Here is a 13,045-nt window from a genome sequence, read left to right as displayed (position 1 = left end):
CTCACATGAGGTCCTGTGAAGAAAGGTCCGGGTTATCCCTGACGTGACGACCCAGGGCCAAATATCTTGGTTAAGCTCCACAGGGATTCACAGGATACACAGGGGTTCTGGTGCCCACGACCGGCAACTATTTTCATCTTCATCTGGTCTCCGATTCGACCGGTGAGACGCTGATCACGGTGGCGCGCGCGGTGGCCGCGCAATACGCCAACGTGACCGCGGTCGAACATGTCTATCCGCTGGTGCGCAGCCAGAAGCAGCTCGACCGCGTGCTCGACGAGATCGAGGAGGCGCCGGGCATTGTGCTCTTCACGCTGCTGGAAAAGGATCTGGTCGGCCGGCTTGAGGCGAAGTGCAGGGACATCAATATCCCGAGCCTCTCTATCATCGGTCCGGTGATGCAATTGTTCGAGGCGTATCTCGGCGCGGCAACGACGGGCAGGGTAGGGGCCCAGCACGTTCTGAACGCGGAATATTTCAAGCGCATCGACGCCTTGAACTACACCATGATCCATGACGACGGCCAGCATGTCGAAGGCCTGGAAGATGCCGATGTGGTTCTGGTAGGCGTGTCCCGCACCTCGAAGACACCGACCTCGATCTATCTTGCCAACCGCGGCGTCCGTACCGCGAACGTACCGCTGGTGCCCGGCATTCCGCTGCCGCATCAGCTCGAGACGTTGAAGAAGCCGTTGGTCGTCAGCCTTCACGCGACGCCGGAGCGGTTGATCCAGGTCCGGCAAAACCGGTTGCTGAGCATGGGCTCCGATACCCCTAATGATGAGTACATCGATCGCCAGTCGGTGACCGATGAAGTGGCCTATGCGCGGAAACTGAGCGCCAAATTCAGTTGGGCGCAGCTCGACGTGACGCGCCGTTCGATCGAGGAAACCGCTGCGGCCGTGCTGAAACTATTCACCGATCGCCAACGGCAAAGGCTTCCGGAGTGACGTTTTCGCGATGACCATCTGGCGCGGAAAAGATCCGCTGATTCTGGCCTCGCAGAGTCCCGCGCGGAAAATGCTGCTCGCCAATGCCGGCATTTCCTTCGAGGCCGTTCCCGCCGATATCGACGAGCGCGCGATCCAGCAGAAATCCGGCTTGCTGCAGCCCGGAGAGATCGCGGCTTTGTTGGCGCAGGAAAAGGCGCTGTTCGTTTCGACCAAAATGCCGGATCGATATGTGGTCGGTGCCGACCAGACGCTGGCGCTTGGCCAGCGATTGTTCTCCAAGCCGGGCGGCCGGGCACAGGCGGCGGAACAGTTGCGTGCCCTTGCCGGAAATATCCACGAGCTGCATTCAGCCGTTTCCGTAGCGCGAGGCGGCAAGATCCTGTTTTCCGAGGTATCGATCGCGCGCATGACCATGCGCCAATTGAGCGGAGAGGAGATACGAACCTATCTGGATGCCGCTGGCGACGCCGTCACGACCAGCGTCGGCGCCTATCAGCTCGAAGGGCTGGGCGTGCACCTGTTCGAGCGTATCGAGGGTGATCATTTCACCATTCTCGGCTTGCCGCTGCTGCCGTTGCTTGCTTACCTGCGCGAGCAGGGGCTACTCGGTGTTTGAAATGACGCGGCGCAAACGATGCTGATACTTGGACTTACCGGCTCGATCGGTATGGGCAAGTCCACGACGGGAAAACTGTTCGTGGAGGCCGGCGTGCCGCTCTATGACGCCGATGCAGAGGTCCACAAACTCTACGAGGGGGCAGCGGCCCCGGCGATCGAGGCGGCTTTTCCCGGAACGACGGCGGAAGGCAAGGTAGACCGGCAAAAGCTTAGCGAAAGAGTGGTGCACGATCCTGCCGCGATGAGACAGCTCGAGCAAATCGTTCATCCGATGCTGGGCGCCGGCCGGCAAAAATTCTTCGAGGATGCCGAACGCGCCGGCGCCGCTGTCGTCGTGGTCGACGTTCCCTTGCTCTATGAGACCGGTGGCGAAAAGCGCGTCGACGCGGTGGTGGTGGTGACAACGTCGGCGGAACTGCAGCGAGAGCGCGTGCTAGGGCGGGGTACCATGGATGCCGCGAAACTCGATTCCATCATTGCGCGGCAAACGCCTGATGCCGAAAAACGCAAGCGGGCCGATTTCGTCGTGGATACCTCGCACGGCCTCGATCCGGTGCGTGCGCAAATCAAGGACATCCTGGCAGAGGTTGTTAAGATGCCGCAGCGGCGAGCCTGATTCGCCCAACATGCCGGTTCCTGAAATCCATGCGCGAAATCGTTCTCGATACTGAAACCACTGGCCTCGACCCGCTGCGCGGCGATCGGCTGGTCGAGATCGGCTGCATCGAGATCTACAATCGCATGCCGACGGGACAGACCTTCCACCGCTACATCAATCCCGAGCGCGATATGCCGGCGGAAGCGTTTGCCGTGCACGGCCTGTCCAGCGAGTTCCTCTCCAGCAAGCCGCTGTTCACGGAAGTGGTCGAGGAGTTCCTGGAATTCATCGGCGATGCGCCGCTGGTGATTCACAACGCCTCGTTCGATATCAGCTTCATCAATGCCGAGCTCGATCGCATCAAGCGACTTCCGGTTTCACGCGATCGGCTGGTCGATACATTGTTGCTGGCCCGCCGCAAGCATCCCGGCGTGTCGAACCGGCTGGACGATCTCTGCTCGCGCTATGCGATCGACAATTCCCGCCGCACCAAGCACGGTGCGCTGCTCGACGCCGAGCTGTTAGCCGAAGTCTATATCGACCTGATCGGGGCGCGGCAGTCGCAACTGATTTTGGCGTCGGAAACCCGCGTCACTGTCAGCAACGGATTTGAAACGCCGCGCCGGCAGCGCGAGGTCCCGCTGGCGCCGCGAATCACCGATACGGACCGCGAAGACCATCGCGCCTTCGTCGCCACCTTGGGCGACAAGCCGATCTGGAATGATTTTCTGCCCGCCGCCAGCTAGCGCGGGCAGGTTGGGCCGAGACGGCGGGCCGTCTCGTGTCCCTGAGGCAAGCAGTCCAAGCGCCGTTAACCAAGCCCCATTCTACTTTGCATGGGGTTGTTTTCGCGATTTAGTGGCTGCGCGCTGTGTCGCTCGCTTCAGCTCGGCTTTGCGCCGGAAGCAGCCTGGGCGGCAGCCTGCCGCTCCATGTTCTGGCGATACAGGCCGACGAAATCGACGGGATCGAGCATCAGCGGCGGGAAACCGCCATCGCGGACTGCGGTGGCGATGATCTCGCGCGCGAACGGGAACAACAACCGCGGGCATTCGATCATGACCAGCGGATGCAGGTTTTCGTTCGGCACATTGACGATGCGGAACACGCCGGCATAGGCCAGCTCGAAGCTGAACATCACCTTGCCGGCGTTTTCAGCCTTGCCCTCGATCGAAAGCGTCACTTCGAACTCGTTGTCCGAGAGATTGTTCGCGGAAACGTTGATCTGGATATTGATCGCCGGCTGTTGCTGCTGCGGCTGCAGGGAGGAGGGGGCGTTCGGATTTTCGAACGACAGATCCTTGGTGTATTGCGCCAGCACGTTGAGCTGGGGAGGGGCCTGTTCGGGAGGCGCGCCGTTGCCGTTGGTCATGAAACTCTCTCCTGAAGCTGGCGAGCGGAGCCCGTTTTCGTCTGAATTCGCTCGGTGGGCGAGATGCCTTTTCCGGGCGAGTGGCTATCATAGCCCCGCCTCGTTCCACAAGGACGATGGGCTGGCCCATCGGACCTCGGCGAAATGTGGCGGATATGCCTAATACGCTCCCACCAACCGCCCAATACGTGCCCTAAATAATTGAATATGCGTGATTTCCGGACACGATCGGGTTTCCCCTTGCCCCCAAAACGCGCTACAATTCACCCGCGCCAAAACGCGCCATTGGCCGGGCGCAGTTTCATGCCTACATGCTGCAGTCTCAATCGATGATGTAATCTCTGCCGTTCTCAGGGAAAACTCGCAAGAGAGCTTCTCAGCAGGGAACGCTCGACCGCCGGGCCCGTTGCCGGCGTTAGAACCAGAAAGCGAATACGACGTGGATATTTACACCATCATCTTCCTGGCGCTGGCGGTCTTTATCTTCCTGCGCCTGCGCAGCGTCCTCGGACAGCGCACCGGAAGCGAACGGCCGCCTTACGATCGCGCCGCGCCCAATGTCGTGCAGCGTACGCAGGATAACAACAACGTCGTTCCGATGCCGGGTGCGGTGATCGATCAGGCGCCGCTGGCCCCGAGCGCCGATGTCGCGCCGGCCGACCGCTGGAAGGACGTTGCCGAGCCGGGTACGCCGCTCGCCGCCGGCCTCGACGCCATTGCAGCCCATGACTCCTCGTTTGATCCGCGGCACTTTCTCTCCGGTGCCCGCAGCGCCTACGAGATGATCGTGCTGGCCTTCGCCAATGGCGATCGCCGTTCGCTGAAGGATCTGTTGTCCGGCGAGGTCTATGACAGCTTCGAGGCCGTGATCAAGGATCGCGAGAAGCATGAGCAGAAGACCGAAACGCGGTTTGTTTCGATCGACAAGGCCGAGCTGGTGAGCGCGGAAGCCCGCGACCGCGCGGCGCAGCTAACCGTTCGCTTCGTGTCGCAGATGATCTCGGTCACCCGCGACAAGACCGGCGCCATCGTCGATGGCAACCCCGATAAGGTCGCCGATATCACCGATGTCTGGACATTCGCCCGCGACACGAGCTCTCGCGATCCGAACTGGAAGCTGGTTGGCACCGGAAGCGCGGCCTGAGACGCGACGCCTTGCGGGGTTCGCGTTTGGCGTGATCGCTTTGGCGTGTGCGCTGGCTCCGGTCGAAGCCGGTGCGCGTTATTCACGTTCGCATAAGACGCCACCGCCGCCCTTCGTCCGTCATCTGCCGTATCCCGAACTTGAATTGCCGTTTCAGGTCAACGGCGGCCAGTATTCGCCGGCCGCCTGGTCGGAGATTGCGGGATGGAACGAGGACGATCATCTCGCCGCCTACAACGCATTTCGCGTAAGCTGCAGGCCGATATCGGCGCAGCGAACGCCGCCGGCCGATCCGAAGGCGATCGGCACTTCTCTGCGCGATCCCTGCCAGATCGCAAAAGGCCTCGAACTGTCCGACGAACCGAAGGCGAGAGCTTTCTTCGAGGACCACTTTCTTCCCGTTCGTATTTCCCGACTTGGCGAAGGCGAGGGCTTTGTCACCGGCTATTACGAGCCGATCGTCGGTGGCTCGCGGACGGAGAACGAAGTCTACAAGGTGCCGGTCTATCGCCGGCCATCCAATCTGTTCGTTCGCGGCACCACGCAGGCTTCAGCCGGCTTGCCTAACAAAGGCCAGGTGTTCCGCAAGATCGGCCGCCGCAAGCTGGTGCCCTATTACGATCGCGCCGAGATCGAGGATGGCGTAATTGCCGGCCGCGGCCTCGAAATCTGCTACCTGAAGGAACAGACCGACCTGCTGTTCTCGCAGATCCAGGGTTCGGCGCGGGTCAGCCTCGACGACGGCTCCACCGTTCGGATCAATTACGACGCCCATAATGGTTATCCCTATACGGCGGTCGGCCGCATCCTGATCGAGCGCAACATCATCCCCAAGGATCAGATGTCGATGCAGAAGATCCGGGAGTGGATGGAAGAGAATCCCAATGAGGCCGACGAGCTGCGGCGGCAGAACAAGTCCTACGTCTTCTTCCGCGAGGTGCAGCTTTCCGACAAGGACGAGGCGGTCGGTGCCCAGGGCGTGCCGCTGACGCCGGGCCGCTCGATCGCGGTCGACAAATCGCTGCATGTCTATGGCACGCCGTTCTTCATCGAAGGCGAGCTGCCGATCGAAACGGCTACATCAAAGACGCCGTTTCGCCGTCTGATGATCGCGCAGGACACCGGCTCCGCCATCGTCGGTCCCGCGCGCGCCGATCTCTATTTCGGCGCCGGTCTTGATGCCGGCAAGGTTGCCGGCCGCCTCCGCCACAATGCGCGCTTTGTCATGCTGGTGCCAAAGAGCCTCGATCCGTTAGCGCGCGGCCGCAAGCTGCCGCTGCCCGACGCACGGCCGTCGGAGACGATCGCAAAACTGTTTCCGCAAACCGCGCCGTCGGTCAACCAGAAGACCGCTGCGCAGCCGCCCGAGGTGACCGCGACAACCACTACTCGGCCCATGGCAGCACCACCTTCGCCAGCTGCAGCGCCTACGCCGGCCCCGGCGGTCCAGGCTGCCGTCGCGAAGCCGGTGCCGCTTCCCGAGCCGCGGCCCAAGGTTGAAGCGGTCTCCGTAAAGCCGCATCAGCGCCATCTGCGCCGATACCGCTATCGTCGATGAAACGCCGGCCATCGAATTTGATACCCGAATTGCCGGAGCCGCCGCGACGCAAGCGTGGCCTGAGCGAAGAGGACCGCGCGCTGTGGGAGAGCGTCGCCAAGCAGGTCAAGCCGCTGCGCAAACGGCACCGCGCTCCGAAGCCATCGGTCGCCTCGGCCGAAGCCGATACCAAGGTCGCGCAAAAATCCATGGCTTCGCCGAGACACGTCGCGCCGGCGCCGATCGTTGTTCCTTCAAAGCCGAAACCGCCGCCGCTGGCGCCGATCGGCCGCCGCGAGCGGTCGCATCTGTCGCGCGGGCGGAAAGAAATCGACGGCCGACTCGATCTGCACGGCATGACGCAGACGCGGGCGCATCGGGCGCTATTCGGCTTCCTGCAGCGCGCCCATCATGACGGGCTGACCTTCGTGCTCATCATCACCGGCAAGGGCAAGATCGGGCCTGAGTCCGAGCGCGGCGTGTTGCGCCGTCAGGTTCCGCAATGGCTCGGCCTGCCGGAATTCCGCTCGCTGGTGGTCGGCTTCGAGGAAGCCCATATCGGCCATGGCGGCGAGGGCGCCTTGTATGTGCGGGTACGGCGGGCGCGTCTTTAAAATGGCCGCACGATCCCGACCCGCGGGATCAATGTCACGATCCAGCCGAGCACCGCAGTCTTCCGATCATCCGCCGATATCGCCGGTGTCTCCTTCGAAGCGGGCAGCATCTTCACCGCGTGCAGGATCAGGAACAGGCACACCGCCCAGTTCGAAATCCACCGGGAATAATCGAACACGATCGCAAACATGACGAGATAGCCGAGGCTGACCATGATGATCGCGGCGGTGACGATGTGGCGATGTAGATCAACGGAAAGTGCTGCGACCAGGTCGCGAAAATATCGCCAGAGCGGCGTGTGTAGCCAGATCAGGAGCGCAAACACCGGTACGCCGAGCAGGTTGTGCGGCAGGCGTTGCCACGTGTCCCAAATTTCCTTCGAGAGCGGCTGGTACCAGATATAGCCAAAGCTCAGCAGGTTCGCTTGCGATGGGTCGGCCATCCGGCCCTGCAGATAGGCGACGAACTCGGCCTCCGGCACCGCCATCGTGCCGTAGAACTGCGCGGCGATGAACAGCACGCCCACCGCTCCGAGCGATGCGATGCCGACGGCGACGTTCTGCCGATCGGCTCCGTGAACGAGGTAATGGCGCAATACCACGATGGCGGCGATGGTCGGCACATACATCAAGAGATGAATGTGGTGGATCAGAACGAGCGCGATCGAGAACATCGCGGCAAGCGTCACATAAGCAAGCGAGCGCGCCGGAATCAGCAGCAGGCAGATCGCAAACAGGCATCCGTAAATGTCGAAATGCCCGAGCGTGTGCATGAAGTTCTTCAGGAAGAACGGCGAGCCCGCCATGAACACGAAAAGCGGCAGGTGCTTTTCGTCAAACCCGAACGTCCGCCGAAACAGCTGGACAAACAGCCCGGCCGTCACCAGCCACACCGTGCCGGCCAGTGCAAACACCAGCCACACCGGCACCTTGGCCGTAAACAGCGAGACGATCGCGCCGATCAGTGCGCGTTTTGTAAAGCCGAAATGATAATCGACCAGCAGATGGATGTAGGGGACGTAGGGCGGCAGCGCGATCTTGTGCCAGAACACCCCGATCAGCACGGCGGCATTGACGGCCAGCATCAAGCGCCAGGGGTTTTCCCATAGCCGCAAAGTCATTCAGCACCCCGTCGTCCCTGCGAAAGCAGGGACCCATAACCACCGGCCGTGGTTATAAACGGGATAGCGGCCCCAGCCGAAACGCACAATCGAGATTTGTGGCTATGGGTCCCAGCTTTCGCAGGGACGACGAGAGATGGGGCGGTTATTCTACAAAATAAACCGGCTCAAATCGGCGTTCTTGGCGAGATCGCCGACGTGCTTCTGCACGTAATCGGCATCGACCTTGATGGTCTCGCCATGACGGTCCGGCGCGGCGAATGAAATCTCGTCGAGCACCCGCTCCATCACCGTCTGCAGCCGCCGCGCGCCGATGTTCTCCACCGTCGAATTGACGGCGACCGCGACATCAGCCAGCGCGTCAATGGCATCGTCGGTGATGTCGAGCGTGACGCCTTCGGTCTGCAGCAGCGCGATATATTGCTTGATCAGCGATGCTTCCGGCTCGGTCAGGATGCGACGCATGTCGTCACGCGTCAGCGCCGACAGCTCGACGCGGATCGGTAGTCGCCCCTGCAATTCCGGCAACAGGTCCGAGGGCTTTGCGATATGGAACGCGCCGGACGCGATGAACAGGATGTGGTCGGTCTTGACCGCGCCGTGCTTGGTCGAGACGGTTGTGCCTTCGATCAGGGGCAGCAGATCGCGCTGCACACCTTCGCGCGAGACGTCGCCGCCGGTACGGCCATCGCGCACGCAGATCTTGTCGATCTCGTCGAGGAACACGATGCCGTTGTTCTCGACCGCGTTGATGGCTTCGAGCACCAGCTGGTCGCTGTCCAGCAGCTTGTCGGATTCCTCGTTGACGAGAATTTCGTGCGAGTTTTCGACCGTCAGGCGGCGGGTCCTGGTTCGCCCGCCCATCTTTCCAAAGATATCGCCGATCGAAATCGCGCCCATCTGCGCGCCGGGCATGCCGGGAATTTCGAACATTGGCGTGCCGCCGGACGATTGCGTCTCGATCTCGATTTCCTTGTCGTTGAGCTCGCCGGCGCGCAGCTTCTTGCGGAAGGAATCGCGGGTCGCGGGGCTCGATGCCGGTCCGACCAGCGCATCCAGCACGCGTTCTTCGGCGGCCTGCTGCGCGCGGGCCTGCACATCCTTGCGCTTGCGCTCACGGACCTGCCCGATCGCGACCTCGACGAGGTCGCGGATGATCTGCTCGACGTCGCGACCGACATAGCCGACCTCGGTGAACTTGGTGGCCTCGACCTTGATGAAGGGCGCGTTGGCAAGCTTCGCCAGCCGCCGCGCGATCTCGGTCTTGCCGACGCCGGTCGGCCCGATCATCAGGATGTTTTTCGGCAGCACCTCTTCGCGAAGCGAGCCGGTGAGCTGCAGCCGCCGCCAGCGGTTACGCAGCGCGATCGATACCGCGCGCTTGGCGTCGGCCTGACCGACAATGAAGCGGTCGAGTTCGGAGACGATTTCACGAGGAGAAAAGTCGGTCATTCGCACATCTTATACGGAGAGAGTTGGTTGCGGGAGGCGACGCGTGAGCGCCAACGGTGCCAATTTCAATATCCCGGCACGGAGTGGCTTCCATCCGGCGCTGAGCAACAACACGAAAGCACCGAGGATCAGGATCGTGAGAGGGGTCGTTATGTCGGAAAGGCCCGCCTGGCGGATCAGCGTCCAGAAGGCACCTCCGGCATAGACAAGGCCGGATACCAGTAAAGCGCGCCGGTCAATCAAGACCGCGACAAAGCTGAGTGCCAGAAATACTGCCACTACTGCAACAGCCGGTTTGGGTTCGAGTTTCGAGCCAACGTCGAATACGCCACCAATGAACGAATGTACGATGAGCGGCGCAGCAAGCAGATGTAGCCAGAAGGCGATATCGGTCCGGCGTGTCAGTCGTTCCGGGTCCGTCATGTCAAACCGCATGGCCAGGCCAAAAATAGCGAGGCCGCAAGCAAGAATGAGGGCGCTGTACGCGCCGTGCGGCAGCTGCGGAAAAAGCCCGGAAACCAGTCCCACGACCGTGAGCAGCAGCGCGCCGCACCCCGCCGCTATCGTTATCGGCACCTGAAAGCGCCAGTAGTGGAGTGCCGTCAGCAGCACGGTTAGAAATGCGGCACCCGTCAACATCGACGGCTGGATCGCACCAAGTGCGAAAAGCGGCCATGCGGATTGCGAAGAGCTATATGGCGTAGCGCCCGGCCCGAGCAAGATGGCGCTGGCGGCAAAAGCGGCCCAGGCAAATACGATCAGGAGGACAATGCTTGGTAAGGCCATGCGCCGCCGCCGAGTGAAGAATTCGGCGAGCAACCACGCCGTAACGGCGACGGCTATCCACATGCCAAGTGGACCGTTGGATGACAGGGCAAAATAGCCGACCGCGCCAAGGAACATGGCGAGGCCAATGGTGACAAAGATGTCGCTGAAGCCACCGATGAAGCGAAGCTGCTCGTCATCGGGCGAGGCCGGCAATTCAGGCGGCTCGCCGGCAGTTTCCAGCGCGCGCAGGCGTTCGGCCTGTTCGGCCGTGATAATGCCGCGCTCAACGCCTCTTGCCAAAATCTCGCTTGCAACCATCGACACTGGAACCTCTGGAGTTAAGTAAGCCGGATCAGGGCTGTCGCAAGCAGCCGCTGCAGTCGTCGCTAGATGATCGGCGGCCCACTCTGCCAAACCTTGATCGCCTCGAACGGGTGGATCAGCATGATGATGTTGAGCGTCAGATTGTCGCGAATGTGCAGCGCCAATATGAGCTCGAACAGGAACACGATCGCGACGGTGGCGACAATCGGGAGCCGTTTCGCCAACAGAAAGCCGCCGATCATCGCAAGGTTATCGGAGATCGAATTGATGATGCTGTCGCCGAAATAATCAAGCGAGATCGTGCCGGCGCGGTAGCGATTGATGATCCAGTCGGAATTCTCGACCAGTTCCCAGCCGCCTTCCACCAGCATGGCGAGGATCAGGCGGCCCTGCCAGGCGAGGCGCGGGAAGGCGAGGAAGGCCGCGCCGTAGAACAGGATGCCGTGCAGGATGTGCGACAGCGTGTACCAGTCGGCGATGTGCTGCGAGTTTTCCGAACTCTGCACCACGCCGTGCCAGAGTTTTACGTAGCCGCAGGCGCAGATCGGCAGGCGTCCCATCGCATACAGGATCGCGGCCTGCGTCGCGAGAATACCGGCTGCGATCAGCGTCCAGTGCCAGGTCGAAAGCGTGCCGCGGCTAAGGGCTTTCCCGGCAAGATTGTCCGTGGTCATGCGTCACGCACCATCAAGAGCGCCGTACCGTCGGGGGTGTCGACCAGATGCTGGCGGCGAAATCCCGCCTTTTCATAAGCGCGTATCGCGCGGCCGTTGGCCGGATCTGGATCGGTGATGACGCGTGGCGCACCGGCGGCCAGCAGCCGGTCGATGAAGGTTCGAATGAACGCGGATCCGTGACCGCGGTCGACCATGTCCTGCTCCCCGATAAACTGGTCGATTCCTCGCGTACCCCGGGGATGGGCGCCCAGTCCGTTTTCCGGCCAGACATCGGGATCGTAGCACTGCAGATAGCCGAAGGGGCGATCGCTGATCGCCACGACGAACTGCTCCATGGCTTCGACTTCGAGATCACCGCTGACGAGTTCGAATTGTTCCAGCGCATTGCCCCACCATTGGACGACATGCGGTTCCGCCAGCCAGCGTCGAACCAGCGGTAGATCGCTTGTCGTCATCGGGCGGAAAACATAGTCCGGCGTCATGACCGGCGGCTCCTTCAGAGCGATTCGATCGTGACGTTGCGGTTGGTGTAGACGCAGATGTCGGCAGCGATATCGAGCGCGCGGCGCACGATGGTCTCGGCGTCCTTGTCGGTGTCAACAAGCGCGCGGGCGGCGGCCAGCGCGTAATTGCCGCCGGAGCCGATCGCCATCACACCCGATTCCGGCTCCAGCACGTCGCCGGTGCCGGTCAGGACCAGTGAGACGTCCTTGTCGGCAACGATCATCATCGCCTCCAGCCGGCGCAGATAACGGTCGGTCCGCCAGTCCTTGGCGAGTTCGACCGCCGCGCGGGTCAATTGGCCGGGATACTGCTCGAGTTTGCTTTCCAGCCGCTCGAACAGGGTAAAGGCGTCGGCGGTGGCCCCGGCAAAGCCGCCGATCACGTCGCCCTTGCCGATTTTGCGGACCTTTTTGGCGTTGGCCTTGATGACGGTCTGGCCGATCGAGACCTGGCCGTCGCCGCCGATCACCACCTTGCCGCCCTTGCGGACCGTCAAAATCGTGGTGCCGTGCCAGATCGGCAGGCTGTTTTCAGATGCTTGCATGGATTGTCCTCGTTCCCGTCAGATTTAGGGGTTGGCGGGGAGGGTTACAATCGCGGGATCCAGCGGCGATTTGCTCACCATAGGCCCAAGTTCGGCTCTTTCAGCATCATCCCGCAGTAGCGAAGGCAACATCCGCCTGTTAAAAGGGCCGCGTTTTCGGCCCCCAGGCGGCCCAAGGGAAGCAGTTTTCATGCGCACGGCGTCCATCAAGCGCAAGACCAAGGAAACCGACATCGAGGTCGCGGTAAACCTCGATGGCACGGGCGTGTCCAAGGTTTCGACCGGTATCGGCTTTTTCGACCATATGCTCGATCTTTTGGCCCGGCATTCCCGCATCGATATATCAGTGAAGGCCGATGGCGACCTCCATGTCGACCACCACCACACCACCGAGGACGTCGGCATTGCGCTCGGCCAGGCCGTGAAGCAGGCGCTCGGCACCATGGCCGGCATCACCCGCTATGCTTCGATCCACATGCCGATGGACGAGACGCTGTCGCGCGTCGTGATCGATATTTCGGGCCGGCCGGTTCTGGTGTTCAAGGTCGAATTTCCGCGCGACAAGGTGGGCACCTTCGATACCGAGCTGGTGCGCGAATGGTTCAACGCTTTCACCATCAACGCCGGCGTGACTTTGCACGTCGAGACCCTATATGGCGAGAACAGCCATCATATCGCCGAATCCTGCTTCAAGGGTCTGGCGAGGGCGCTTCGTGCCGCGGTCGCGATCGATCCGAGCGCGGCGGGTGAAGTGCCTTCCACCAAGGGTCAGCTCGGCGGCTGATTTCTTGTTTGCGTTTTTCGTTCGCGGCGGAGAGG

General features: G+C 61.8%; 15 protein-coding genes. 8 read left to right on the top strand and 7 right to left on the bottom strand.

The window, feature by feature from the left end; all coding sequences use genetic code 11:
- The first annotated feature begins 110 nt into the window (after positions 1 to 110).
- Genes ACPPVP_RS01265 through dnaQ form a run of 4 tightly spaced genes read left to right on the top strand, consistent with a single transcriptional unit; the run spans position 111 to position 2,915 of the window.
- Complete coding sequence (locus tag ACPPVP_RS01265) at positions 111 to 950, top strand: pyruvate, water dikinase regulatory protein (protein WP_426530541.1); 840 nt, start codon at positions 111 to 113, stop codon at positions 948 to 950.
- 10 nt (positions 951 to 960) lie between these two features.
- Positions 961 to 1,569, top strand: coding sequence for a Maf family nucleotide pyrophosphatase (locus tag ACPPVP_RS01260; RefSeq protein WP_426530539.1), 609 nt, complete (start codon positions 961 to 963; stop codon positions 1,567 to 1,569).
- 18 nt (positions 1,570 to 1,587) lie between these two features.
- Complete coding sequence (gene coaE / locus ACPPVP_RS01255; RefSeq protein WP_426530537.1) at positions 1,588 to 2,187, top strand: dephospho-CoA kinase; 600 nt, start codon at positions 1,588 to 1,590, stop codon at positions 2,185 to 2,187.
- A gap of 29 nt (positions 2,188 to 2,216) precedes the next feature.
- Entirely contained in the window at positions 2,217 to 2,915 is a 699-nt protein-coding gene (gene dnaQ / locus ACPPVP_RS01250; RefSeq protein WP_426530535.1) for a DNA polymerase III subunit epsilon, read from the top strand.
- A 137-nt stretch (positions 2,916 to 3,052) separates the two neighbouring features.
- Here dnaQ and secB read toward each other — a convergent pair whose 3' ends face one another.
- Positions 3,053 to 3,541 (bottom strand): protein-export chaperone SecB, encoded by a 489-nt coding sequence (gene secB / locus ACPPVP_RS01245; RefSeq protein ID WP_426530533.1) that lies wholly within the window; start codon positions 3,539 to 3,541, stop codon positions 3,053 to 3,055.
- A 439-nt stretch (positions 3,542 to 3,980) separates the two neighbouring features.
- On the opposite strand from secB, the gene ACPPVP_RS01240 reads away from it, so the two are divergent.
- Genes ACPPVP_RS01240 through ACPPVP_RS01230 form a run of 3 tightly spaced genes read left to right on the top strand, consistent with a single transcriptional unit; the run spans position 3,981 to position 6,836 of the window.
- Complete coding sequence (locus ACPPVP_RS01240) at positions 3,981 to 4,685, top strand: Tim44/TimA family putative adaptor protein (RefSeq protein WP_426530531.1); 705 nt, start codon at positions 3,981 to 3,983, stop codon at positions 4,683 to 4,685.
- Positions 4,663 to 6,243 carry a murein transglycosylase A gene (mltA, locus tag ACPPVP_RS01235; RefSeq protein ID WP_426530529.1) on the top strand — a complete coding sequence of 527 codons (1,581 nt, stop codon included), beginning with the start codon at positions 4,663 to 4,665 and terminating at the stop codon, positions 6,241 to 6,243. Before ACPPVP_RS01240 ends, mltA begins: the two co-directional genes overlap by 23 nt.
- Entirely contained in the window at positions 6,240 to 6,836 is a 597-nt protein-coding gene (locus ACPPVP_RS01230) for a Smr/MutS family protein (protein WP_426530527.1), read from the top strand. The genes mltA and ACPPVP_RS01230 overlap by 4 nt, the downstream gene beginning before the upstream one ends.
- Here the strand turns inward: ACPPVP_RS01230 and ACPPVP_RS01225 are convergent.
- The 6 genes from ACPPVP_RS01225 to hslV form a co-directional block, all read right to left on the bottom strand.
- Positions 6,833 to 7,957 carry a hypothetical protein gene (locus ACPPVP_RS01225; protein ID WP_426530525.1) on the bottom strand — a complete coding sequence of 375 codons (1,125 nt, stop codon included), beginning with the start codon at positions 7,955 to 7,957 and terminating at the stop codon, positions 6,833 to 6,835. The two genes, ACPPVP_RS01230 and ACPPVP_RS01225, sit on opposite strands and share 4 nt — an antisense overlap.
- Positions 7,958 to 8,107: 150 nt before the next feature.
- Positions 8,108 to 9,409, bottom strand: coding sequence for an ATP-dependent protease ATPase subunit HslU (hslU, locus tag ACPPVP_RS01220; protein ID WP_426530523.1), 1,302 nt, complete (start codon positions 9,407 to 9,409; stop codon positions 8,108 to 8,110).
- 9 nt (positions 9,410 to 9,418) lie between these two features.
- Positions 9,419 to 10,495: a hypothetical protein gene (locus ACPPVP_RS01215; RefSeq protein ID WP_426538381.1), complete on the bottom strand. Its 1,077-nt coding sequence runs from the start codon at positions 10,493 to 10,495 to the stop codon at positions 9,419 to 9,421.
- A 68-nt stretch (positions 10,496 to 10,563) separates the two neighbouring features.
- Positions 10,564 to 11,175 carry a DUF2585 domain-containing protein gene (locus ACPPVP_RS01210; RefSeq protein WP_426530521.1) on the bottom strand — a complete coding sequence of 204 codons (612 nt, stop codon included), beginning with the start codon at positions 11,173 to 11,175 and terminating at the stop codon, positions 10,564 to 10,566.
- The gene (locus tag ACPPVP_RS01205; RefSeq protein WP_426530519.1) at positions 11,172 to 11,660 is read right to left on the bottom strand and encodes a GNAT family N-acetyltransferase; all 489 of its coding nucleotides are present in this window, start codon (positions 11,658 to 11,660) and stop codon (positions 11,172 to 11,174) included. Before ACPPVP_RS01205 ends, ACPPVP_RS01210 begins: the two co-directional genes overlap by 4 nt.
- 14 nt (positions 11,661 to 11,674) lie before the next feature.
- Positions 11,675 to 12,226, bottom strand: a complete 552-nt coding sequence (gene hslV / locus ACPPVP_RS01200) for an ATP-dependent protease subunit HslV (protein ID WP_426530517.1) — start codon at positions 12,224 to 12,226, stop codon at positions 11,675 to 11,677.
- Positions 12,227 to 12,416: 190 nt separating this feature from the next.
- Here hslV and hisB point away from each other — a divergent pair, with 190 nt between their 5' ends.
- Positions 12,417 to 13,010: an imidazoleglycerol-phosphate dehydratase HisB gene (gene hisB, locus ACPPVP_RS01195; RefSeq protein WP_426530515.1), complete on the top strand. Its 594-nt coding sequence runs from the start codon at positions 12,417 to 12,419 to the stop codon at positions 13,008 to 13,010.
- The last annotated feature ends 35 nt before the right edge of the window (positions 13,011 to 13,045 follow it).

This window comes from Bradyrhizobium sp. McL0615 (assembly GCF_049993905.1).
In the GTDB taxonomy this organism is placed as follows: Bacteria; Pseudomonadota; Alphaproteobacteria; order Rhizobiales; family Xanthobacteraceae; genus Bradyrhizobium.
This window is presented reverse-complemented; position numbering and strand designations above follow the sequence as displayed.

What these genes read in the sequence shown, in the direction of transcription:
- ACPPVP_RS01230 (WP_426530527.1), top strand. Translation starts at nt 6,240, where the DNA reads ATGAAACGCCGGCCATCGAATTTGATACCCGAATTGCCGGAGCCGCCG.
- secB (WP_426530533.1), bottom strand. Translation starts at nt 3,541, where the DNA reads ATGACCAACGGCAACGGCGCGCCTCCCGAACAGGCCCCTCCCCAGCTC.
- ACPPVP_RS01205 (WP_426530519.1), bottom strand. Translation starts at nt 11,660, where the DNA reads ATGACGCCGGACTATGTTTTCCGCCCGATGACGACAAGCGATCTACCG.
- hslU (WP_426530523.1), bottom strand. Translation starts at nt 9,409, where the DNA reads ATGACCGACTTTTCTCCTCGTGAAATCGTCTCCGAACTCGACCGCTTC.
- coaE (WP_426530537.1), top strand. Translation starts at nt 1,588, where the DNA reads ATGCTGATACTTGGACTTACCGGCTCGATCGGTATGGGCAAGTCCACG.
- ACPPVP_RS01225 (WP_426530525.1), bottom strand. Translation starts at nt 7,957, where the DNA reads ATGACTTTGCGGCTATGGGAAAACCCCTGGCGCTTGATGCTGGCCGTC.
- hslV (WP_426530517.1), bottom strand. Translation starts at nt 12,226, where the DNA reads ATGCAAGCATCTGAAAACAGCCTGCCGATCTGGCACGGCACCACGATT.
- hisB (WP_426530515.1), top strand. Translation starts at nt 12,417, where the DNA reads ATGCGCACGGCGTCCATCAAGCGCAAGACCAAGGAAACCGACATCGAG.
- ACPPVP_RS01260 (WP_426530539.1), top strand. Translation starts at nt 961, where the DNA reads ATGACCATCTGGCGCGGAAAAGATCCGCTGATTCTGGCCTCGCAGAGT.
- dnaQ (WP_426530535.1), top strand. Translation starts at nt 2,217, where the DNA reads ATGCGCGAAATCGTTCTCGATACTGAAACCACTGGCCTCGACCCGCTG.
- ACPPVP_RS01210 (WP_426530521.1), bottom strand. Translation starts at nt 11,175, where the DNA reads ATGACCACGGACAATCTTGCCGGGAAAGCCCTTAGCCGCGGCACGCTT.
- ACPPVP_RS01215 (WP_426538381.1), bottom strand. Translation starts at nt 10,495, where the DNA reads ATGGTTGCAAGCGAGATTTTGGCAAGAGGCGTTGAGCGCGGCATTATC.